This window comes from Oceanobacillus aidingensis (genome assembly GCF_042654105.1).
Taxonomy (GTDB): Bacteria; Bacillota; Bacilli; order Bacillales; family Amphibacillaceae; genus Oceanobacillus; species Oceanobacillus oncorhynchi.
In genome coordinates, this window is record NZ_JBHSFT010000007.1 from 212,914 (window position 1) to 237,013 (window position 24,100).

20 protein-coding genes are annotated in these 24,100 nt (G+C 43.0%); 18 read left to right on the forward strand and 2 right to left on the reverse strand.

The genetic code is table 11. From position 1 onward, the window contains the following. The first annotated feature begins 244 nt into the window (after positions 1-244). The 7 genes from purB to ACFO3P_RS05425 all read left to right on the forward strand — a co-directional run bounded on the left by purB (position 245) and on the right by ACFO3P_RS05425 (position 6,995). Entirely contained in the window at positions 245-1,609 is a 1,365-nt protein-coding gene (purB, locus tag ACFO3P_RS05395; RefSeq protein WP_256705233.1) for an adenylosuccinate lyase, read from the forward strand. Then, positions 1,602-2,114, forward strand: coding sequence for a GNAT family N-acetyltransferase (locus ACFO3P_RS05400; RefSeq protein WP_042529423.1), 513 nt, complete (start codon positions 1,602-1,604; stop codon positions 2,112-2,114). The genes purB and ACFO3P_RS05400 overlap by 8 nt, the downstream gene beginning before the upstream one ends. 19 nt (positions 2,115-2,133) lie before the next feature. Further along, positions 2,134-2,916: an amino acid ABC transporter substrate-binding protein gene (locus tag ACFO3P_RS05405; protein ID WP_368901264.1), complete on the forward strand. Its 783-nt coding sequence runs from the start codon at positions 2,134-2,136 to the stop codon at positions 2,914-2,916. Positions 2,917-3,066: 150 nt separating this feature from the next. Further along, positions 3,067-3,744, forward strand: coding sequence for an amino acid ABC transporter permease (locus ACFO3P_RS05410; protein WP_042529427.1), 678 nt, complete (start codon positions 3,067-3,069; stop codon positions 3,742-3,744). Between the two features lie 12 nt (positions 3,745-3,756). Next, complete coding sequence (locus ACFO3P_RS05415) at positions 3,757-4,506, forward strand: amino acid ABC transporter ATP-binding protein (protein WP_368901265.1); 750 nt, start codon at positions 3,757-3,759, stop codon at positions 4,504-4,506. Beyond that, positions 4,499-5,641 (forward strand): amidohydrolase, encoded by a 1,143-nt coding sequence (locus ACFO3P_RS05420; protein ID WP_042529431.1) that lies wholly within the window; start codon positions 4,499-4,501, stop codon positions 5,639-5,641. The genes ACFO3P_RS05415 and ACFO3P_RS05420 overlap by 8 nt, the downstream gene beginning before the upstream one ends. Beyond that, a complete protein-coding gene (locus ACFO3P_RS05425) occupies positions 5,634-6,995 on the forward strand; it encodes an MmgE/PrpD family protein (RefSeq protein ID WP_052484872.1) in 1,362 nt (453 codons plus the stop codon). The genes ACFO3P_RS05420 and ACFO3P_RS05425 overlap by 8 nt, the downstream gene beginning before the upstream one ends. A gap of 63 nt (positions 6,996-7,058) precedes the next feature. On the opposite strand, the gene ACFO3P_RS05430 is transcribed toward ACFO3P_RS05425, so the two are convergent. Further along, positions 7,059-9,071: a transglycosylase domain-containing protein gene (locus ACFO3P_RS05430; protein WP_379542222.1), complete on the reverse strand. Its 2,013-nt coding sequence runs from the start codon at positions 9,069-9,071 to the stop codon at positions 7,059-7,061. A 302-nt stretch (positions 9,072-9,373) separates the two neighbouring features. Between ACFO3P_RS05430 and ACFO3P_RS05435 the strand changes: the two genes are divergently transcribed. The 11 genes from ACFO3P_RS05435 (at position 9,374) to rpoE (ending at position 23,898) form a co-directional block, all read left to right on the forward strand. Then, positions 9,374-9,805 (forward strand): YwiB family protein, encoded by a 432-nt coding sequence (locus ACFO3P_RS05435; RefSeq protein ID WP_379542223.1) that lies wholly within the window; start codon positions 9,374-9,376, stop codon positions 9,803-9,805. 182 nt (positions 9,806-9,987) lie between these two features. Beyond that, positions 9,988-11,658: an arginine--tRNA ligase gene (argS, locus tag ACFO3P_RS05440; protein WP_379542224.1), complete on the forward strand. Its 1,671-nt coding sequence runs from the start codon at positions 9,988-9,990 to the stop codon at positions 11,656-11,658. Positions 11,659-12,133: 475 nt separating this feature from the next. Beyond that, positions 12,134-14,242 carry a (Fe-S)-binding protein gene (locus ACFO3P_RS05445; RefSeq protein WP_379542225.1) on the forward strand — a complete coding sequence of 703 codons (2,109 nt, stop codon included), beginning with the start codon at positions 12,134-12,136 and terminating at the stop codon, positions 14,240-14,242. Positions 14,243-14,330: 88 nt separating this feature from the next. Next, the gene (locus ACFO3P_RS05450) at positions 14,331-15,524 is read left to right on the forward strand and encodes an acetyl-CoA C-acetyltransferase (protein ID WP_042529441.1); all 1,194 of its coding nucleotides are present in this window, start codon (positions 14,331-14,333) and stop codon (positions 15,522-15,524) included. Positions 15,525-15,569: 45 nt separating this feature from the next. Beyond that, entirely contained in the window at positions 15,570-16,427 is an 858-nt protein-coding gene (locus tag ACFO3P_RS05455; protein ID WP_368901271.1) for a 3-hydroxyacyl-CoA dehydrogenase family protein, read from the forward strand. Between the two features lie 19 nt (positions 16,428-16,446). Then, entirely contained in the window at positions 16,447-17,580 is a 1,134-nt protein-coding gene (locus ACFO3P_RS05460; protein ID WP_374705737.1) for an acyl-CoA dehydrogenase, read from the forward strand. 2 nt (positions 17,581-17,582) lie between these two features. Continuing rightward, positions 17,583-18,722, forward strand: coding sequence for an acyl-CoA dehydrogenase (locus ACFO3P_RS05465; protein ID WP_379542226.1), 1,140 nt, complete (start codon positions 17,583-17,585; stop codon positions 18,720-18,722). A gap of 32 nt (positions 18,723-18,754) precedes the next feature. After that, positions 18,755-19,360, forward strand: coding sequence for a TetR/AcrR family transcriptional regulator (locus ACFO3P_RS05470; protein WP_042529447.1), 606 nt, complete (start codon positions 18,755-18,757; stop codon positions 19,358-19,360). Positions 19,361-19,419: 59 nt separating this feature from the next. After that, entirely contained in the window at positions 19,420-22,650 is a 3,231-nt protein-coding gene (gene icmF, locus ACFO3P_RS05475; RefSeq protein ID WP_379542227.1) for a fused isobutyryl-CoA mutase/GTPase IcmF, read from the forward strand. A gap of 373 nt (positions 22,651-23,023) precedes the next feature. Beyond that, positions 23,024-23,287: a hypothetical protein gene (locus tag ACFO3P_RS05480; RefSeq protein WP_379542228.1), complete on the forward strand. Its 264-nt coding sequence runs from the start codon at positions 23,024-23,026 to the stop codon at positions 23,285-23,287. 104 nt (positions 23,288-23,391) lie between these two features. Further along, positions 23,392-23,898, forward strand: coding sequence for a DNA-directed RNA polymerase subunit delta (gene rpoE, locus ACFO3P_RS05485; protein WP_306432762.1), 507 nt, complete (start codon positions 23,392-23,394; stop codon positions 23,896-23,898). A 3-nt stretch (positions 23,899-23,901) separates the two neighbouring features. Here the strand turns inward: rpoE and ACFO3P_RS05490 are convergent. Further along, positions 23,902-24,100, reverse strand: a 199-nt coding sequence (locus ACFO3P_RS05490; protein ID WP_379542229.1) for a hypothetical protein, incomplete at its 5' end; no start/stop codon positions are given.

A 24,100-nucleotide genomic window follows, 5' to 3' on the forward strand; every position in this document is an offset into this window, starting at 1 on the left:
TGTAAACTATGAGTACATGGGCTGAACTCATGTTTACTAGGACAAAAAAGCGGTTCGTATCGAATTAATTCGATACGAACCGCTTTTTTGTCCTATTTTCATAATAAATGACGAACTATATATAAACTTAAAATAAGTCAGATTAATTTAAAAAAGGTATTGAAATTCGACAATTATTGCTATAAAATACACTAAAACGATAAGAATTATATAATTTATTTCGAAAAGAGGATTAAGAAGATAAATGGGATCACATGTTATTGATTTACGGATGTTGCAAAATAATTTTAGCACAGAGGAAATGCGCCAGATTTGGAATGATGAAAATAGATTACAGAAAATCCTTGATGCAGAGGCCTCTCTTGCGCTGGCTCAAAGTGAACTTGGTGTCATTCCGGAAAAAGCGGGAGAAACGATTGCCGAAGCAGCCAAAATAGAGAATTTTGATGTAGAGGATATTGCGCAGGAGGCAGTAAAATTAAAGCACTCGCTAATGGCTACGGTCAATCAACTGCAGAATCTGTCTGGTGAGTATGGAGAGTTTGTTCACTTTGGTGTTACTACCCAGGATATTACGGATACCGGAACCATTCTGCAATTAAAAGAGGCGCATCAGATACTATTTAGAGATATGAAAGAAACTGCACAATTGCTGGTTGAACTTTCAGATAAATATAAAAATACACCAATGGCTGCACGGACACATGGCATGCAGGGGCTTCCTACTACATTTGGATTTAAGCTGGCAGTGGTCTTAAGCGAATTTGACCGTCACCTGCAGCGTTTGAAAGAAGCAGAGCCACGTACTTTTACAGGTGTTCTTGCCGGCGGAGTAGGTACATACGCAGCGCTTGGCAGTATTGGTCCGGAGGTAGAGACGAAGGCATTGGATAAACTGGGCTTATCTACACCAGATATTTGCTGGCATTCCTCTCGTGACCGTATTTCGGAGTATGGATCCATTCTTGGACTTGTCAGCGGATCATTAGGCAAGCTGGGTAATGAATTCTATAACTTAATGCGGACAGAGATTGATGAACTGGAAGAGCCGTTTCAAGCTGGAAATGTTGGTTCGACAACCATGCCGCACAAACGAAATCCCGCTTTGTTTGAAGGAATTGCGAGCTTGACCAAACCTGTTTTACACAGTGTGAGTCTGCTTCATGAATCATTGATTATGGATCATGAACGGGATGCAAAGAGCTGGAGAAGCGAATGGGTAGCGTTGCCGGAAATTTGTTTATATCTATCTTCTCAGCTTAAAACCACAATTAATGTATTAAAAGGATTGATTGTGAAGCCGGAAAACATGCTTCGTAATTTGAATATGCAAGGCGGCTTATTATTATCCGAACGAATTATGTTTGCGTTGTCAGAAAAGGTCGGCAAGCAGACCGCTCATCATCTGGTATACGAGCTGTCTATGAAATCCTACGAAGAAAATATTCCGTTTAAAACAACACTGACGGAAAATGAAGTGGTAAGCAGCGTATTATCAGAGGAGCAAATTGAAGATTTACTGGATCCGAGCCAATATACCGGTTTGGCAAGTGAAAAAGTAGAAGAAGTCATTGCGCAAATAAAAAAAGGAGCTCTTTTACATGGGTAAACTAGCATTCTATCAAGCTACTGAAGATAATGTATCAGAAATAAAGGAGCTCACATTAAAAGCTTATGCATCCATTCGCGACCTTGGCATTCATTTTGCTGCCGCAACAGCAGATGATGCACTGGTTAAGAAAAATATAAATGAAAATATATGTTTTTATATGAAAGATGAGGATGCTACCGTAGCGACTGCGTCCATTCGGATGCCTTGGAGTCCGCATCACGGCCCCTATGAAATTCCGCATATTTGGTGGGTAGCTGTCGATCCGCAATATAAACGAAAAGGATATGCATCTAAGATTCTTGATTTTGTGGAACAGGATTATTTAGCTCATCAGCTGCATTGTCCATCGGTGAGTCTAGGAACAGCAAAAGAGCACCCTTGGCTGGCAGATATGTACATCAAGCGTGGTTACCAGCCGGTCGGAGAAGCGGATCTTGGAAAGGGTCATCAGACGGTTTATTTGGAAAAATTATTATTGGGCACAGAATATAAAAAGAGATAAGAAGGCGGGTTATAGAAAAATGAAAAAATTGATATTGCTAGCAGGAAGCATTATTTTAATAACCATTCTAGCAGCATGCGGGGATTCCGGCAGCTCTGAAGAAGGTTCGGGTGATAACGTACTACAGGCAGGAACAACGGCACAAAGCTATCCAAATAGCTATGAGGAAAACGGCGAATTAGTAGGCTATGATGTAGAAGTATTAGAAACAGCTGCTGAAAACTTAGGCTACGAAGTCGAATGGGTAACAACCGATTTTTCAGGGCTTATGGGGCAGCTGGAAACAGGACGGATTGATACCGTGGCGAACTTTGTGGCTGTAACAGAGGAAAGAGCTGAATCATATGACTTTTCGGTGCCTTATGCGTATGCTGGTGCAACCATTGTGACTCATGAGGATAACGATTTTACAGACTTAGAACAATTTAAAGGAAGAACCGTTTCTGGGGTATTGGGTTCCAATAATGTTAAAAATCTAGAAGCCTTTGATCCAGAAATTGAGCCAAGAACGTATGAAACACGTGATGGTGCGATGAATGATGCTATCAATAACCGTGTCGATGGCTATGTGAATTCGAAGTCTGCCTTGATAGCAGAAATCGAATTAGGAGATTTACCTCTTAAATTTGTTGGAGACCCATTTGTGTACGAAGATATTTCTTTCCCGTTTACAAAGAATGAGGAAGGTGCGGCATTACGTGAAGAATTTGATGAAGAATTAGAAAAGCTTCGTGAAGACGGTACATTGGCAGAAATCTCAGAGAAATATTTTGCCGGAGAGGATATAACCGTACAAGAATAATTTATTTGGCTGAGCATACGAAAACAGAAGTAATGCCGCTGTAAGCATCTGATCTGGATTGATGAAGCAGTCCCAGCTCTGACAGCGGCTTTCACTTTATGATTTGGCTGGTCTTCGTTTTTTGAAGTTTTTCTAACTGGAGGATGACATATGAATTTTAATATAGACTTCGTTTATTTAATAAGTTTGATTCCAGACTTATTACCATTTATACCACTTACATTATTTTTAGCGATTGTTACGATGGTGATTGCAGTTGTTTTGGGGATGGGTATCGCACTGGTGCTGCGCTCAGGTATACCTGTCCTCACGCACTTAGCTATCGCCTATGTTTCGTTTTTTAGGGCAATTCCATCTCTGGTCCAACTTTTCTTAATCTATTACGGGCTGCCGCAGATTTTTCCTGCTCTAAGCGGAATGACGGCGATTGCTGCTGCTATCCTTGGTTTAAGTCTGAAGCAGGCAGCCTATTTAGCAGAAATATTTCGTGCCGCACTCGCTTCTGTTGATAAAGGACAAATGGAAGCTTGTCTGTCTGTTGGAATGACAAGAGTTCAAAGCTTCCGCAGAGTTATTTTGCCCCAAGCGGTACGAAATGCTACGCCTGCAACAGGAAATATTTTTATTGGATTGATTAAGGAAACATCCCTGGCGTTTACATTAGGAGTTGTAGAGTTGTTCGCACAAGGGAGAATACTTGCCGCTTCCTCCCTGCGCTTTTTTGAGACGTATTTAGCCCTGGCGCTCTTATACTGGGCGATGATTATTATTTATACGTTTATTCAACAGGCGCTTGAAAAAAGAATGGAACGGCCATATCAATCATAAGGGAGTACGAATATGATTACGGTAAAAAATTTGAAAAAACAATTTGGATCTAATGTTGTGTTAGACGGAATCAACCTGGAGGTAAAAGAAGGGGAGGTCCTGGCAATTATCGGACCATCTGGCTCAGGGAAATCGACGTTGCTGCGTTGCTTGAATTTATTAGAAAAACCCGATGCAGGGGAATTGATTATTGGAGATAAAAAGATAAACGTTAAAAAAATGTCTTCCAAAGAAACCTATCAATTAAGACAGCAGACGGCGATGGTTTTTCAGCATTATAACCTATTTAAAAATAAAACAGCGTTGGAAAATGTAACAGAAGCGCTGATAATTGCTAAAAAAATGAAGAAGCCAGAAGCTGAAAAAATTGCAATGGAAATACTGAATCAAGTCGGTTTAGGAGACAAAGTACATCAATATCCGGTTACATTGTCTGGAGGACAACAGCAGCGTGTTGGTATTGCGCGTGCGCTTGCAGTGAACCCGTATGCGATTCTGTTCGATGAACCGACATCGGCACTTGACCCGGAATGGATTTCTGAAGTGCTCCAGGTAATTAAAAAAATTGCGGAGCAGAACTCAACGATGATTATCGTGACACATGAGATGCAATTTGCAGAAGAAGTAGCAGACCGCGTTATTTTTATGGCAGATGGAAATATCATTGAGGAAAATACACCGAAAGAATTTTTCCATAATCCACAGTCTCCGAGAACAAAACAATTTTTAAGAAGATTAGGGGCAGGTGAAGAAAATGTTTAAGGTAACAGAAGAACTAGTCAAAGATTTAATCGAAAAACGCAGATACTTGCATCGGAACCCAGAGCTTGCGTTTGAGGAGATAAATACGTCGGCCCACTTAAAAAAATGGCTGGAAGAGAATGAAATCACGATTCTGCCTTTTGATATAAAAACAGGCGTTATTGCAGAAGTAAAAGGGGAGCATGCTGGCCCGACAATCGCTATTCGTTCGGATATTGATGCATTGCCGGTCAAAGAAGAGACAGATGTGCCTTTCCAATCGGAAACAGAGGGGAAAATGCATGCATGCGGCCATGATTTCCATATGGTTTCTATTTTAGGTGCAGCCATTCTGCTGAATGAACAAAAAAATCAATTACATGGCACTGTCCGTTTTATTTTTCAGCCGGCTGAAGAAGTAGCTCAAGGAGCAAAATATCTAGTAGAACAAGGTGTCTTAGAAGGCGTGCGCGGTATATTTGGCATGCATAATAAGCCTGATTTGCCAGTAGGCACCATTGGCGTGAAATCGGAAGGTTTGATGGCCAGCGTAGATAAGTTTGAAATAACGTTTAAAGGTATCGGCGGACATGCAGGGATTCCGCATAATGCGATTGATCCAATCGTGATAGCATCCCAGTATGTAACGAATGTACAGTCGATTATTGCCAGAAGAATTGATCTTTTCCATAATGCGGTCATCAGTATTACAAGCATTAATGGCGGGAATACGTGGAATGTCATACCTGATCAGGTGAAGCTGCAAGGTACAGTCCGAACATTTCAGCCGGAAGCACGTCAGGCTATTCCGGAGTTTATGCAGAATTTAGCAGAAACCACTGCTAAAGGAAATGGCGGCGAAGTCGATTTTGAGTGGGAAAGCTATTTGCCGGTAGTAAATAATGCATCTCAGTATGAACAAACGGTGCGTGAGGCTGCTGTAGAGGCAGGCTATCAAGCCGTAGATGCTGTACCAAGCTCTGGCGGAGAAGATTTTGCTTACTATCAGAATTATATCCCGGGATTCTTTGTGTGGATGGGAGTCGATGGGCCAAAAGAATGGCATCATCCAGAATTTGATTTGCAGGAGGATGCCATTGAAGTAGCAGCAGCATTCTTTGCCACATTAGCTGTAAAGGTCCTGAAAAATGAATAATATGACAGAAGCCCTCGTTCAGAGGGTTTTTTCTGCTCCTAAGTGGGAAGATTTAAAAGCGGATACAAAAGAAAATTTACAAAAAGGGTTATTGGATTATCTTGTTTGCTGCTACACCACTGTTGCATATGATACGCATTTTCCCAACGTATGGAATGCTCGATTATTTCCAGATGCAGCTCACGAGAACGCACTGGTTATCGGGATACGTGAAAAGGCCCACCCCTACGATGCCTGTTTTTTGAATGGATACGCTGCGCATGCCTTAGACTTGGACGATGTCCACTCGGAAATCCGCGGGCATCCATCTGCTGTTATTCTCAGTTTATTAATGTCCTTGATAGAACAGAAGCAAGATACTGCCCGTTTTTTTGAGGCTTATTTAATTGGAGTAGAAGTGATGACACGCATATCCAAAACAGTGGGGAAATCTCATTATGAAAAAGGATTTCATACGACAGCCACAGCGGGAATGTATGGAGCCGTTGCTGCTGGAGCGTATTATATGACATTACAAGAAAAAGAATTTAACCAAGCACTCGACCTATGTGTTTCGCAAATCAGCGGCTCCAGGAGCCATTTTGGAACGCTTATCAAACCGTTACACGCAGGGCTGACAGCGCAAAAAGCGTGGCAGATTCTGCATCTTGTTAAACAGGGTGTTGCTGGTAATGGTAATACAATAACAGCTGAGAATGGATTGTTGTCCATGTTTGGAAATGAAGACAGCAGTATAGACAGTCTGCTTGATGAATGGGGGCTGGAATGGGCTGTTGATAAGCCAGGATTTTGGTTTAAGCTGTATCCCTGCTGCTCAGCGAACGCTCATCCAATTGATGCGACAAAAGCCTTGATGAGGGACTGGGAAGTAGATTTGAAGCAAATCGCTTCGATTCAGCTTTATTTTCCTGAAAACGGTGATGCAGCACTTATCTATACAAATCCGAAAAATGGGGAGCAGGGACGTTTTAGTGCAGAGTATTGTGCAGCATTGCTGTTAACCGGAAGAGAGCTTTCCATGGAGGCTTTTTTGGGGGAAGAGATTCCGGAAGAGGTCAGTGCGTTAATGAATAAAATAACAAGGGTGTATGATGAGAATATTCCATTTGCCTCTGTGAGTTATCCGGCGAATCGATATAGTATGATAGAAATCAGCCTGCGTAATGGGGATATTAAGCAAGCCCGCTGCGATATTCCGTATGGTTCGCCGGGAAACCCGTTGGGACGGGAAGATTTGATAGAGAAAGCAGACAAGCTGCTGCAGCAAAAGGCGATGCCATTTATAGAAGTATTTCAGCAAGAAGAAACAGTCACATTAGAGAAATTGCTTCCGCTGTTAAAAGCAGAAAGCTAATCCAGAAAAAGGACTGCCGGGCAAGGTTTTTTTGAGACCTTGCCCGGCAGTCTTTTTCCGCGTTTAGAACAACAAATCAAACCATCTCTCAAGAATCCCTGTGTCCTCGATGACATCATCCCGCTGATCGACATTTCCGTTATGACAGTAACCAAGCGGCTCAGTGCCTTTTTCGTAAAACATGATTCTGCTTTTTTCACAGCTGGTATCGGCCCGTAATCCGCTGACCGGATCGATTGGAAGACCGACGATTCCAGAAGGCATGGGAAAAACATTTTTTCCGTCTTCGTCAATATTCTCCATATAATTTGCCCATATCTCTTTTGAAAAGGCTGCTTCCGCTACATTGGTCATTTCCCGGTGGTCATCATACCCGACCCAAATTCCGGTAGAGATAACGGGGCTATAGCCAATCATCCAGCTGTCAAAATCCGTTGTTCCCGATTTGCCGGCATAAATATCGGAAAGCTTATTTTGCAGACTTGCTCCGGTGACACTGGTGTAGCTATTTAATGTTTCGTCAAACATTCCGGTTAGAAGCTGGGTTAGAATAAACGCTTTTTTTTCATCAAGAACGGGCTCGCTCTCTTCGGAGCTGTGCGAGTAAAGTGTTTTTCCATCTGCATCGGTAATTTCTTCAATAAGATAAGGCGTGACTGCTTCTCCTCCATTAGCAAGACGGGCATAAGCATTCGTCAGCTCAATGACCGATACAGCAGAAGTGCCGAGCGCCAGGGAAGGAACATTATTCAGGTCACTTTCAATCCCGAATTTTTCTGCTGTCTCAATAAATCGTTCTCCGCCGACATAAAGCGCGGTTTTCACGGCGTAGATGTTATCTGATAGAGCAATTGCCTCCGCAAGCGTGATAGGGGCATCTGCATAATACCCATTAAAATTACTCGGCTGGTAAGCAGAACCGTCTGCAAGCTCAAAAGTCGTTGCTTCGCTGGTTAAGGTCGTACTGGCTGTATAGCCATTTTCTAAGGCAGCATAATATAAAATAGGTTTAAAGGTAGAACCGGGCATCCGTTTGGCGTCCATCGCCCGGTTGTAGCTGCTTTCTTTATAATTGGTTCCGCCAATCATGGCAGTTATTGCACCAGTTTGCGGAACAATAGAAATACCGGCAGCCTGTAAGTCGCTGCCTTCCTTAATGGTTTGTGCAGCGGCCTCCTCCATTTCTTGTTGATAATCGCTGTTCAATGTCGTGTGCAGCTGATAACCGCCGAGCTTTATTTCTTCCACATCCTTCTCCAAAATCCGTGCAGCTTCCTTTAATGCTTCATCCTTAAAATAGGACGCTTCTTCCTCAGCTGGAGCCTGCTGCTGATAAGCTAATTCTTCATTTATCGCCTCTTCGTATTCTGTCTCCGTAATCATTTCATTGTCCAGCATTCGATGGAGGATAAGCTGCTGCCTGTCCGTCGCATTTTCCAGGTTATTGAGTGGTGAATAATACGTCGGTCCCTTTGGAATCCCCGCCAGCATACTCGCTTCTGCCAGGGTTAACTGATGAGCAGGCTTTCCAAAAAAATAATTGCTTGCCGCTTCAATCCCGTGTGCTCCGTGACCGTAATAAATGGTATTCATATAGCCTTCTAGAATTTCTTCCTTGGAATAAAACATTTCTAAACGAATGGCATAGAAGGCTTCTTGCAGCTTGCGGGACCAGGTTTTTTCTGCAGATAGATAGAGATTTCTGGCATATTGCTGTGTAATCGTGCTGGCTCCTTCTTTTAACGAGCCGGAAATAAAATTATTCCACAGTGATTTCGCAATCCGGAAATAATCGAGTCCATGATGATCAAAGAAACGATTGTCTTCAATCACCAGACTCGCCTGGACAGCGGAATCATCAATATTTTCTAAAGGGACCCATTCATAAGAGTCTCCAAATGTATCCTCAATCTCATTCCCTTCCCGGTCGTAAAACACAGCAGGAGATTGATTGTTGAGACTTGGAGGACCCATGAGATAGGCTAATAAGTAAACAGCTAAAATACCAGTAATAATCAGCAGCACAACGACGCCAATTAACTTATAGATTAGACGCAGCTTTTTTAATGATTTCATCCTTTATCGTCTCCAAAATAAATATGTCTTTACAAAATGGTGATACTGGAGTTTATTTATTCTCTCTATTTATTATGGAAAAAGAACGCCTTTTATAAACGTGTAAAACGAAACTTGATTTAGGGGACCGTTTTTCCCCGCTCATCTTAAACAATTTTTTCCGTATAAGTTAGGGGAAATTACAGACGATCATGCCGTGATAAAGTTTTTTAGGCAGCAAGAGTATTGCTTATCATGGTGTTTTAAAGATATAATAAGTACACTATAAATATAAATTTGTAAACAAGATTAAAGGAGTACGTATGCAACATAATTCCGAACATGTTACTATTACGCTGAAGACAGTGATTTATGATGTAGATTCCGGTGAACAGGAGACGCAGGAACAATCCTTCACGGGAGAATGGACGAAGAAAGGCAGCATCGATGTACTTAAATACGAGGAAGTAAATGAAGAAGCCGGAACGATTCAAAATATGATTATGATTCGGCCGGAGCGTGTCTCGATTAAGAGAACGGGTGTCATCCAAATGAATCAGCAATTTCAATTAGGCCAGAAAACAGAAAACATTTATCAGCATATGCATGGCAATATTCATATGGAAACTTTTACAGAATCGATTTCATTTACAGAGGATGCCATGCCGCGGGTGCTTGATATGAATTATACGATGAAGCTGAATGAACAACTCGAACGGAAGCATCAGCTCAAGCTTCAATTTTCAACAAAATAAGCAAAGATTTTCCCGCCTTTAAGGAATTGGGAGCAGGTAAGCGGGAGAGAAATTGCCAAAAGTACCCCCGTGACAGAAGTGGCGGAGCGTTAGTGGTATTCCTTTCTGGCATAAGAGCAGTCCACCTGTATGTCGTGTTCCTTAAACTGCCGGCGGGGATAGAAACAAGGAGGAAATAAGGAATGAATGTACTAGCACAAACAGAAGAAACATTAAAAGCGCAAATTCATACAGCTGTTCTTGCTGCAGAGCTTGCGACGGAGGATATGATTCCGGATATTATTCTGGAAACACCGAAGGATAAAGCACATGGTGATTTTGCCACCAATATTGCGATGCAGCTGGCTCGAATTGCGAAAAAAGCACCGCGTCAAATTGCAAATGAAATTACAGCCAACTTAGATAAGCAGGCAGCGTCTGTTGAAAAAATTGATATTGCCGGACCCGGATTTATCAATTTCTATATGAAGCAGGATTTCTTAGGGGAAGTCATTGAAACCGTACTGGACGCTGGAGATGCTTACGGCACTTCAAAAGACGGGAACGGAGAAAAGGTTCAGGTTGAATTTGTTTCTGTTAACCCGACTGGTGACCTTCACTTAGGCCATGCGCGAAATGCTGCATTCGGGGATGTATTATGTAATCTTTTTGCAGCTGCAGGCTATGAAGTGGAGAGAGAATATTATATTAATGATGCAGGAAACCAGATCAACAATCTTGGCTTATCTGTAGAGGCACGTTATTTACAGGAATTAGGGCAGTCCGTAGATATGCCGGAAGACGGCTATCATGGGCAGGCAATCATTGATATTGCGAAAAACCTTGTGAAAGAGAAAGGGGATGCCTGGGCGGAGAAATCTCATGAAGAGCGTCTCGATTATTTTAAAGAATATGGCTTAAAGGCTTCCCTGCGTAATATTGAAAATGATTTAAAGGATTTCCGTGTTGAATTTGACAGCTGGTTCTCCGAGCGTTCTCTTTTTGAAAACGACCAGATTGATGCTGCTTTACAAGTATTGGAAGATGGCGGCTATACGTATGAAAAAGACGGTGCATTATGGTTTAAGACGACTGCTTTTGGTGATGATAAAGACCGCGTCCTTATTAAGCAGGACGGAGCATATACGTATTTAACACCAGATATTGCTTACCATAAAAATAAATTAGACCGCGGTTTTGACCAAATTATTAATGTGTGGGGCGCAGACCATCATGGATATATTCCAAGAATGGGAGCTGCTTTGCAGGCGTTAGGTTATCCAGTTGAGAAATTCTCCGTGAAAATTATCCAAATGGTTAATCTGTTTGAAGCCGGGGAAAAGGTAAAAATGAGCAAGCGTACCGGGAAAGCTGTCTCCTTAAGAGAGCTGATGGATGAGGTAGGAATCGATGCGGTCCGTTATTATTTCGTAGCGCGTTCCAATGATTCGCAGTTAGACTTTGATATGGACCTTGCCAAATCACAATCCAATGATAACCCGGTTTATTATGTTCAATATGCTCATGCACGTATTTGCACGATGCTGGAACAGGCGAAGAATAAAGGATTTGCAACAGATGGGGATTTTGATGCGTCCTTATTGACCGCAGAAAAAGAACTGGACCTGCTTAAAAAAGTTGGAGAGCTGCCGCAGGTGATTGCTGAAGCGGCAGACAAACAAATGCCGCATAAAGTCACGCAGTATGTATTTGACCTTGCTTCTACACTGCACAGCTTCTACAATGCAGAAAAAGTATTGGATGGAGATAATCCGGAGCGTACCAGCGCGCGTATTGCTTTAATGAAAGCAGTGCGTCAAACACTGGCGAACGGCTTGGGTATTTTAGGTGTGAATGCACCGGAGAAAATGTAAGAAAGAAAATGATATGAAAATCCTGCAGAGAAATGGTTGATTTCTTTGTGGGATTTTTTAAAAACAACATTTTCGTAAAGTATACTGAAAGGAAGTTATTGATCGTATTATCATTATGAATTAAACTATATTATTTCATTAAAAAAATATTCATGCTTGGTTCATGGAACGGTCATCAATAAACGAGTCCTCGTTATGAGAGAGCAGGTAACCAGAGAAAAAATAATTTTTCAGTCTCCTGCTAAAGATCATGAGAGGATTATTTTTGTTTTTTATCAGCTATGATGAACGCTATCAACAATCTAAAGGATATTATTAACGGCAAACATAATAAACCGCTAAAAATTATCATAATTTCCTCCAAATAGGTTGACTGAATGTTCATTCATGTTTTAAAGTAGAGATAGAATTATTTTTTACACAGATATGAAAACGCTGTCAATTTATATTATAATATAAAGAGGGGGGAATCATCTTGGATACATTTCTGATGATTAATTGGATAGCATTTATAGCCATAACAGGCTATGCATTATTCTTATTTGCCAAAATCATCGCAACAAGAGTGGCCTATATCAGACTCGGTAAAAAATCAGAGTTTGACGGCGAGATAAAGCTGCGGATCCAACGCATTATAAAAAATGTATTTGGCCAATCGAAGCTGTTAAAAGATAAAAAATCCGGTACGATTCACGTGATGATGTTTTACGGCTTCATTCTGGTTCAATTTGGAGCCATTGATATGTTTGTCAAAGGGCTGTCGCCGGGGAATCATCTACCGTTTGGCGTGCTTTACCCGGGATTTGTCTTTTTTCAAGAGCTTGTTACCTTAATGATTCTGGTGGCGGTGGTATGGGCTTTTTACCGCCGTTATATGGAGAAGCTCGTTCGTTTGAAAAGAGGCTTGAAAGCAGGGCTTGTCCTTATTTTCATTGGAACATTGATGATTTCTGTGCTGTTCGGAAATGGAATGGCAATGATTTGGCATGGACATGAATTAACATGGACGGAGCCGGTTGCCAGTGCTGTTGCCGGGTTATTCGGCGGCATTTCAGCAGGGGCAGCAATGGTTTTATTCTATATTGCCTGGTGGGTACATACGATAACATTGCTTACTTTCTTAGTGTATGTGCCGCAGTCCAAACACGCACACTTAATTGCTGCACCAATCAATGTCTTTTTGACGAAAAAAGTGCCTGGTAAATTAGAAAAAATCGATTTTGATTTAGAAGATATGGATGAAGAAAGTGAAGAAGAAATTGCTTTTGGTGTCGGAAAGGTAGAGGATTTTAAACAGCATCAAATGGTCGATTTCTATGCTTGCGTGGAATGCGGCCGCTGTACGGATGTTTGCCCGGCATCCGGAACAGGAAAAATGCTTTCGCCGATGGATATTATGATTAAGGTTCGTGATCATTTAACCGAAAAAGGCGCAGCCGTTACTGGAAAATCGGCGTGGGTTCCTTCTTATGCCTTTTCCGGAACTGCCGGCAACCAGGCTTCTGCAAGCAAGGAAGCAGCTGCATCGGTGCAAAGCATGAGCTTGATCGGTGATGTCATTACAGAAGAAGAACTAGCTGGATGTACGACATGCCGAAACTGTGAGGATGCTTGTCCTGTCAATAATGAACATGTCGGTACAATTATCGATATGCGCCGTTATTTGGTCATGACAGAGGGGAAAATGGATTCTGAAATTCAGCGTGCTGTCATGAATATTGAACGTCAGGGCAATCCATGGGGCTTATCGAAGAAGGACCGGATCAAATGGCGTGATGAGGATAAATCGGCTTATATTCCGACAGTGAAAGAGCTGAAGAAGGAGGATAAATCCTTTGAGTATTTATTCTGGGTCAGCTCGATGGGGTCCTTCGACAGCCGCAGCCAGAAAATTGCGCTCAGCTTTGCTAAATTAATGAACCAGGCTGGCGTCAGCTTTGCCATTTTAGGAAACACCGAAGCGAATTCTGGCGATACGGCAAGACGAATTGGGAATGAGTTTTTATTCCAGGAAATTGCCGAGAAAAATATCAAGCAATTTACCAAGAATGACGTCACAAAAATTGTCACGATTGACCCGCACGCGTACAATATATTTAAGAATGAATATCCTGACTTTGGATTTGAAGCAGAGGTCTACCATCATACGCAGCTGCTCTATGACCTTGTCATGTCAGGGAAGCTGAAGCCGCAGAAAGCAATCAATGAAAGATTGACCTACCATGACTCCTGTTATTTAGGGAGATATAACGGCGTTTACGATCCGCCACGGGAAATTTTGAAGGCTATTCCAGGCTTAGAGCTGGTAGAAATGAACCGCAGCCGCGAGAACGGGATGTGCTGTGGTGCAGGCGGCGGCTTGATGTGGACGGAGGAAACGACTGGAAACCGGATTAATGTGGCCCGTACAGAGCAGGCATTACAAGTGCAGCCATCAATGATTTCCAGCGCCTGTCCATACTGCTTAACGATGCTGAGTGATGGGACAAAAGCGAAAGAAGTAGAAGAGGATATTGGTACAATGGATGTGGCTGAAATTCTGGCACTATCTGTTTTAGAAGAAAATGAAGAAAAAACAGCATAAAGGTATAGAGAGGATTGACGCCCTCTCTATATTTTCTACTGTCTATTGAACGAGCGTTCGTTCGAATAAATAAGGGAGGCTATATCGAATGAGAAAATCGGTTATTGTTTCAGGGGCACGGACCCCTTTCGGGAAATTTGGAGGGGCTTTAACGCCGTTAACCGCGGTAAATCTGGGGGCAAAAGCAATTAAAGCAGCATTGGAACGGGCAGATCTTAACGGAGCAGATGTAGATGAGGTAATCATGGGAACGGTTCTGCAGGGCGGACAGGGGCAAATTCCGTCCAGACAGGCTGCTGTAGAAGCGGGTATCCCTTGGGAAGTAAAAACGGAAACAATCAATAAGGTATGTGCCTCTGGATTACGCAGTGTGACGCTGGCTGATCAATTGATTCGCTTAGGGGAAGAGGATGTCATTGTAGCTGGCGGAATGGAAAGCATGAGTAATGCACCGTACTTCTTACCTGATGCCAGGTGGGGAAATCGCATGGGCGATAAAACGGTGAAGGATTTAATGATTCATGATGGTCTTACCTGTACTTTTACAGGAAACCACATGGGAAGCTACGGAAATGACACAGCTGCTTCCTTTGAAGTAACACGTGAACGCCAAGATGAATGGGCAGCCCGGAGCCAGCAGCTGGCAGTAGAAGCGATCGAATCAGGGAAATTTGCAGAGGAGATTGTTCCTGTAGAAATTCCTGTTCGTAAAGGGGAGCCGATTGTGGTCAGCGATGATGAAACGCCAAGAAAAGGAACCACGGTGGAGAAACTGGCAACACTTCGGCCTGCATTTGATAAGGACGGTACTATTACAGCAGGAAACGCACCTGGCGTAAACGATGGGGCAAGTGCTGTCGTCGTGATGTCAGATGAAAAAGCAAAGGAATTAAATAAAACACCACTGGCAACAATTTTAGGTCATGCAGAAGTAGCAGTGGAAGCAAAAGACTTTCCGCAAACACCGGGCTTAGTAATCAATCGTCTGCTAGAAAAAACAGGTGTATCCAAGAAAGAAATTGATCTTTATGAAATCAATGAAGCATTTGCAGTAGTTGCACTGGCAAGCGGGCAAATTGCGGATATTGATGAGGAGAAAATCAACGTCAATGGAGGGGCAGTAGCACTGGGGCATCCAATTGGCGCAAGCGGTAACCGGATTATCTTAACTTTGATTCATGAATTAAAACGCCGCGGCGGAGGAAAAGGTATTGCAGCGATTTGCAGCGGCGGCGGTCAAGGAGACGCAGTTCTAATTGAAGTACCGTCAAGTGAAGCATGAGTTTAAACGATAAGTTTAAAACCCCTTGAAAAGGAGCGTATAATCATGACTGTAAAAGAAGTAATGGTAATCGGAGCAGGGCAAATGGGTGCAGGCATCGCACTCGTTTTTGCCCGTTCCGGCTATGAGGTGAAGCTGTATGATGCGGATATTGAGGCATTGAAAAGAGGAAAGCAGTATATTGAAAAGATATTTGAGAAGGATGTTGCAAAAGGAAAAATGGAAGCGGATACAAAGAGGCGGGCATTGAATCGCCTGCAGCTTGTTGTTGACCTGGAAGCAGATCCAATCACAGCAGATTTTATTATTGAAGCAGTGGTAGAGAAGCTGGAAGTAAAAAAAGATGTATTCCGCAGGCTGGATGAACTTGCGCCCGCACATAGCCTTTTTGCAACTAATACCTCCTCCTTGCCGATTACAGAAATTGCAGCTGTTACTGGCAGGGCAGAACAATTTATCGGCATGCATTTTATGAACCCTGTTCCTGTTATGAAGCTGGTTGAAATTATTCGGGGCTTAGAAACGAGTGATGCGACGTATCAAACAGTACAGCAATTGACGGAAGCATTAGGCAAGCAGGATGTGGAAGTGAAAGATTTTCCAGGGTTTGCTTCCAACCGTATCTTGATGCCAATGATTAACGAAGCCGTCTATACCGTCTTTGAAGGCGTTGCCAGTATAGAAGATGTGGACCAGGTGATGAAGCTGGGGATGAATCATCCGATGGGCCCGCTGCAATTGGCAGATTTCATTGGCTTGGACACCTGCTTATCGATTATGGAAATTCTTCATGAAGGCTTTGGAGACAGTAAATATCGTCCGTGTCCGCTCCTGAGACAGTATGTGCAGGCAGGAAGACTTGGGAAAAAGGCGGGTAAAGGGTTCTACTCATATACTGACTAAAGGGGTGTGCATGTTGATTATCACACAAACAGAAGAACAAAAAATGTTAGTGAAAATGGTTCAGGACTTTGCCCGCGATGAAATTGCAAACGAAGTCGAGCGGATGGAAGAACAAGACCGGTTTCCTGAAGAAATTATCAAGAAAATGGGGGAACTCGGCTTAATGGGAATTCCTATCCCGGAGGAGTATGGAGGAGCGGGCATGGATTTCAGCTCTTATATCCGGGTGATTCATGAACTGTCCAAGGTTAGTGCAACCGTCGGTGTTATTTTATCGGTACACACGTCTGTCGGCACCAATCCAATTCTTTATTTCGGAACAGAGGAGCAGAAACAAAAATATATTCCGAAGCTTGCTTCTGGCGAATATTTAGGCGCGTTTGCTCTGACAGAAGCGAATTCAGGATCAGATGCAAGCGGGTTAAAGACAACTGCTAAGCTGGTAGATGATACGTATGTATTGAACGGCTCCAAAGTATTTATTACTAATGGAGAATATGCAGATACCTTTATTACGTTTGCCAGAACAGGTGAATCGAAAGATGACATCAGTGCTTTTATTGTGGAAAAGGATAGTCCCGGTCTGTCAATTGGAAAAAATGAAAAGAAGATGGGCTTAAAGGGTTCAAGCACGGTGGAATTAACCTTTGAGCAATGCCGTATCCCGCAGGAAAACCTGCTTGGCATGGAAGGGGAAGGTTTTAAAATTGCGATGGCTAACTTGAACATCGGAAGGATCGGGATTGCGGCACAGGGACTTGGTATTGCCGAAGCAGCTTTAGATTATTCTGTTGCTTATGCGAAGGAAAGAGAACAATTTGGCAAGCCGATTGCAGCCAATCAGGGAATAGCTTTTAAGCTGGCTGAGATGGCAACCAATGTAGAAGCGGCGAAACTATTAACCTATCAGGCAGCCAAACGGATTGAAATGAATCAATCCTGTATCAAGGAAACATCGATGGCAAAGCTGACAGCAACGAAAACGGCTATGCAAAATGCCATTGAAGCGGTCCAAATCTACGGGGGATACGGCTATACAAAGGAATATCCGGTAGAAAGGTTATTTCGTGATGCCAAAGTAACGGAAATCTATGAAGGAACAAATGAAATACAGCATATTGTGATATCCAAAGAGCTTTTGAAGGGGAGATAGGAATGGATTTTCAATTAACGGAAGAACAGGAAATGCTTCGGAAAATGGTTCGGGATTTTGCTGAAAATGAAGTAGAGCCGACAGCTGCAGAAAGAGATGAAGAAGAGCGGTTTGACAGAGCAATTTTTGATCAGATGGCAGCACTGGGATTAACAGGTATCCCTTGGCCGGAAGAATACGGCGGAATCGGCGCGGATTATCTGAGCTATTGTATAGCGGTAGAGGAATTATCACGTGTCTGTGCTTCGACTGGAGTTACCCTTTCCGCCCACGTATCCCTGGCAAGCTGGCCAATCTATAAATATGGAAATGAAGCGCAGAAGCAGCATTTCCTCCAGCGTCTTGCAACGGGAGAAGCGTTGGGAGCTTATGCTTTGTCTGAGCCGGGGGCGGGCAGTGACGTTGTCTCCATGAAAACAACAGCCAAAAAGGATGGCGGCGATTATATACTGAATGGCAGCAAAGTATGGATTACCAATGGCGGCGTTGCTGATATTTATATCGTTTTTGCAAAAACAGATGCGGATCAAAAACATAAAGGCATCACGGCATTTATTGTTGAAAAAGGAACAGAAGGATTTACCTTTGGCAAGAAGGAAAAGAAGCTGGGCATTCGTTCTTCGCCGACGACAGAGTTAATCTTTGAAAGTTGCAGGATTCCAGCTGAAAATGTGCTGGGTGAAGAAGGAGAAGGCTTTAAAATCGCCATGACGACCTTAGATGGAGGCAGAAATGGGATTGCTGCACAAGCTTTAGGAATTGCACAGGGCGCACTGGATGCAGCTGCAGCATATGCGAAGGAAAGAGAACAATTCGGCAAACCAATCGCAGCAAACCAGGGTATCTCTTTTAAACTGGCGGATATGGCAACGGAGATTGAAGCAGCCCGTCTGTTGACCTATCAGGCAGCATGGCTGGAATCAGCAGGGAAGCCATATGGAAAGGCATCCGCCATGTCCAAATTATTTGCAGGAGATGCAGCAATGCGCATTACCGTCGACGCAGTGCAAATTTTCGGCGGCTATGGATATACAAAAGACTATCCGGTAGAACGCTACATGCGTGATGCGAAGATAACGCAAATTTATGAGGGGACGAATGAAATTCAGCGGCTTGTTATTGGGCGGATGGTAACAAAATAAAGCACAATCTCTTTTAAAAGGAGGCTGAAAAAATGAGTGAAGATCAAATCCGCTCTTCTGTAAAAGATCAGGAGCTTGTGATGCGGCGCCGGAAGCAGATTATTGAAGGCGCCATGCGGCTGTTTCAGGAGAAAGGCTTTCACCGTACAACGACCAGAGAAATTGCGAAAGAATCCGGGTTCAGCATTGGCACATTATATGAGTATATCAGAACAAAAGAGGATGTGCTTTTTCTCGTTTGCGAATTCGTGCATGACCGGGTTCGCGATCAGCTGACAGAAACGATTTCTGTAGAAAATCCGACAATGGAAAGTCTGCGTCAGGCGATTCGGCAGTATCTTTACTTTATGGACACGATTCAGCCTGAAATTTTAATGCTCTATCAGGAAACAAAATCATTAAATAAAGAAAAACGTCAATTTGTCTTGGGGCAGGAGCAGAAGGTTGTCGGAATGATGGAGGAATTGTTGAATGTTTGTTTAAAAGAAAAGCGGAGTGCGAAAGAAATTCATTTTCTGGCTAATCATATTGTCGTCAGCGGGCATATGTGGTGTTTCCGCCGCTGGCTCATTCAAAAGGAATTTACCCTCGATGAGTATGTCGAGCTGCAGATGAAGCAAGTGGATTGCTGGCTGTAACTATAGGGAGGATTAGGGATTTTACTATGTTAAGAGCTGACTAAAAGAGGGGGATAAGCATGACAGAAGAACGTTATTCGCCAAAGCATCCTATTCGTTTTGTAACGGCATCGAGCCTGTTTGACGGGCATGATGCTTCCATTAATATTATGCGGCGCATTTTGCAGGCGAGCGGTGCCGAGGTTATTCATCTTGGACATAACCGTTCCGTAGAAGAAGTCGTCTACGCAGCAATCCAGGAGGACGCGCAGGGGATTGCTATCTCATCGTATCAGGGCGGGCATGTGGAATATTTTAAATATATGATTGACCTGTTGAAAGAACTGGATGCGGCTCATATTCAAGTGTTAGGCGGCGGCGGAGGGACGATTCTCCCCCGTGAAATCAAAGAGCTTCATGATTATGGCGTAGCTCAGGTTTTTTCTCCCGAGGATGGGAGAAAGTATGGTCTGCAGGGGATGATTGACCGGATGCTGGAAAAATGTGATTTTCTTCCGCCGATTGATATTGAAAAAGATATGGAGCGGTTAAAAGAAGGAGATCGCTTAGCAATCGGTAAATTCATTACCTTGATGGAGAATGGGGAGGAAGAAACGAAAAAGCAGGTATTAAAAAAACTTTCAGAGCAGCAAAAACAGAAAATCCCTGTTCTCGGAATTACAGGAACAGGCGGAGCAGGGAAAAGCTCGCTGACAGATGAACTTATCCGCCGCTTTTTAAATGAAATTCCAGAGCGGAAAATAGCTATCTTATCTATCGATCCATCCAAACGAAAAACAGGTGGAGCATTGCTTGGTGACCGTATCCGTATGAACGCGATTTTTTCAGAGCGGGTGTATATGCGCTCGCTGGCGACCAGAAATTCTGGAACAGAGCTTTCCGATTCCATTCAGGATGCGATAAATGTCGTGCGCGCATCAGACTATGACCTGATTATTGTCGAAACGAGCGGGATTGGGCAGGGTGATGCTGCGGTAACAGATATTACGGATTTATCCATGTATGTGATGACAGCGGAGTTTGGGGCGCCGACGCAATTAGAAAAAATAGATATGATCGATTATGCCGATTTTATTGTGATTAATAAATTTGAGCAAAAGGGGTCAGAGGATGCGCTGAATCAAGTCCGGAAACAATACGAACGCAGCCATATGCTGTTTCATGAGGATAAAAGCCGATTTCCTGTTTTCGGCACAATAGCAAGCCAGTTTAATGATGAAGGAACGAATGCTTTGTTTGCGTCTTTGATTGACCGGATAAAAGCCGATTATCAGTGGGAAGCAGAGGTCTCCTTTCCGCGTCATGTTATCTCCGAAAAGCAAAATCAAATCATTACGAATGAGCGCAGGCATTATTTACGGGAGATTGCTTCCTATGTCCGCAATTATGATAAGCGCGCCGAGAAGCAGCAGGAAATTGCTTCTAAACTTTATCGATTAACCGGAGCTAAGGAAGACGCGGAGGAAGCTATTGCGGCTTCATTGGATCAAATCATTACAAGCTATGAACAGCAATTAGACGGAAACTCCAGACAATTGCTGGAAAATTGGGAGACATTAAAAGAAAGCTATCTTGGGGATACCTTTACGTTTAAAGTAAGAGATAAAGAGATTACGATGGATTTAACAACAGAGTCTCTCTCGGGATTAAAGATTCCGAAAGTAGTGCTGCCGAAATACCAGGATTGGGGAGACCGCCTTTATTGGTTAATGCGGGAAAATGTTCCCGGAGCCTTTCCTTATACAGCAGGCGTATTTCCATTTAAACGAAAGGGAGAAGATCCGACTAGACAATTTGCCGGTGAGGGGACACCGGAACGGACCAACCGCCGCTTCCATTATCTGTCTAAAGGGGAGGAAGCAAAACGACTTTCTACAGCATTTGATTCAGTTACTTTATATGGAGAAGACCCTGCAGAACGTCCGGATATTTACGGAAAGGTTGGCAACAGCGGCGTAAACATTTGTACATTAGAGGATATGAAAAAGCTCTATAGCGGTTTCGATTTAACAGACCCCTTAACATCTGTCTCGATGACAATCAATGGTCCAGCGCCTATTATTTTAGCGATGTATTTTAATACGGCCATTGACCAGCAGGTGGATAAGTTTACCGAGGAGCAGGGACGGCCGCCAACCAGTGGAGAATTTGGTCAAATTAAGACAGATACTGTTTCTGTCATCAGAGGGACCGTGCAGGCAGATATTTTAAAAGAGGACCAAGGGCAGAATACCTGTATTTTTTCAACTGAATTTGCCCTGCGGATGATGGGGGATATTCAAGCATATTTTATAGAGAATAAGGTACGTAATTATTATTCTGTTTCCATATCTGGTTATCATATTGCAGAAGCCGGCGCGAATCCGATTACCCAGCTGGCGTTCACGTTAGCAAATGGATTTACGTATGTAGAATATTATCTAAGCCGCGGAATGGATATTAATAAATTTGCACCGAATCTCTCTTTCTTCTTCTCGAATGGGCTAGATCCGGAATATACCGTGATAGGCCGGGTAGCGAGAAGAATCTGGGCAATTACCATGAAGGAAAAATACGGTGCCAATGAACGCAGCCAAAAGCTGAAGTATCATGTGCAGACTTCAGGGCGGTCCCTGCATGCGCAGGAGATTGATTTTAATGATATCCGCACCACATTGCAAGCATTATTAGCTATTCAGGATAATACGAATTCCCTGCATACCAATGCTTATGATGAAGCAATCACGACCCCGACAGAAGAATCTGTCCGCCGGGCGATGGCGATTCAGATGATTATTAATAAAGAATTTGGGCTGGCGAAAAATGAGAATTCCTTACAGGGATCCTTTATTGTTGAAGAATTAACCGACCTTGTGCAGGAAGCGGTTCTGCAGGAATTTGAACAGATGAATGACCGCGGTGGTGTCCTGGGGGCGATGGAACGCCAATATCAGCGCGGTAAAATTCAGGAGGAATCGCTTTATTATGAGGGAAAGAAGCATTCGGGAGCATTGCCGATCGTAGGGGTGAATACGTATTTAAATCCCAACCCGCCTTCAGAGGAAAACATTGATTCCATGGAGCTTGCCCGGGCAACAGAAGAGGAAAAAATGCATCAAATTAATGAACTGCGTCGTTTTCAATCAGAGCATAAAGATCATGTAGAAGAAGCTCTAAAACGATTAAAACAGACAGCAGTAACAGACGGAAACATCTTCCAAGAACTGCTGCACACTGTCCGCCACGCAAGCCTTGGAGAAATCACCAGAGCACTCTATGAAGTCGGCGGGCAATACAGACGGAACATGTAATATCCAGAAACCCGTCTCGGCATTTGTAATACCAGCTCGTGCTCCTTTAGAAGCAGAAGAAATGGTATGTTTAAATCCAGCGTAGATCTGAACAACTTTCACTGGATAATTGCAATCAAATGTGTTTATAATGTAAAATAGATTTATTGTGAAGAATTGGGGATGTTCATCCAAATCATTGGTTGATATAAGTGAATAATTATGTTGGCGATACTAGCTAGCGACGGTTTTGAAGGGGCGAGTAACGGCAATGGTTTTCGGTGGGACGAGTAATCGCAGTCCCAGTCCCAGAGGAAAAATACGGAGACTCCTGGTCGGCTAAGAACGGTCACGTCCTGTGACCAACGACCGACACTAGGACGTCCTGTCCGTCGTGGGAAAGCGCGTAGGGAAGACTCCGCAGAAAAAAAGCGTACTTCTTTTTTTCTACCCGCAGGGCATAAGTGCGACTATGCTTCTGTCTGCACCTGACGGCTTGCCAATCAGCAAGTCTTCTTTTCACCCGCAGGGCATAAGTGCGACTATGCTTCTGTCTGCGCCTGACGGCTTGCCAATCAGCAAGTCTTCTTTAAAGGAGATGAGCTCGGGGCCTACGGAAAGCGTAGTGCTTTTCCGTAGCGGTCACTATGAGTCATGATAACATCTATTTATAAACCATAGATTTTGGTGTCGATCTCAAAATAGCATATATAATAATCATTGATAGCATAGATGGGTATGATTATTTTCTAAAAGGAGTGCATGAGCGTGAGTTTGAAAGAATTAACACAAGAGCAAATTGACGATTTATCCATGATTGAATTAGGTTCCCTCATTCTAAAAGAAAAAAATAAAGCAATCCCTTTTCAAGATTTATTTTCTCAAATAGCAGAGTTAAAAAACTTATCCGAAGAACAGAAAGAAAATTTGATTGCACAATTCTATACAGACATGAATGTTGACGGACGTTACTTAACATTAGGTTCCGGTGTATGGGGACTAAAAAGCTGGTATTCGGTCGAACAGGGAGAAGAAGAAATTACGGAAGAACCGAAAAAGCGTAAGAAAAAGAAGAAAGCTGCAGTGGAAGACACAGAAGATATCCATGATGATTTAGACATAACTGATGAAGACATCGATGATATGCTGGATGATTTCGATGATGACGTAGAAGATGCGGATCTGGAAGAAATTGAAGATGAAGTAGACGACGTTATCGGCAAGGACGATCTCGATGAATTAGATTACGATAATGAAGACGATCGTTAATCATTAATGTACAAAGTTGATAAGCTGGGGCAAGTTGATCATCATTCGACTTGCCCCAGCTTTTTGTAATAAAGCGGGAACGTGATAGGAAAAAAACGGCTCTATACTGAATGTGGTGGTGTCCTCCGTTCCATCGCCAGATGGAACGGAGGCAAAAAAATACACTCCTTTTCCTCTCTCTGATAACCTTGAGTTGTCGAGA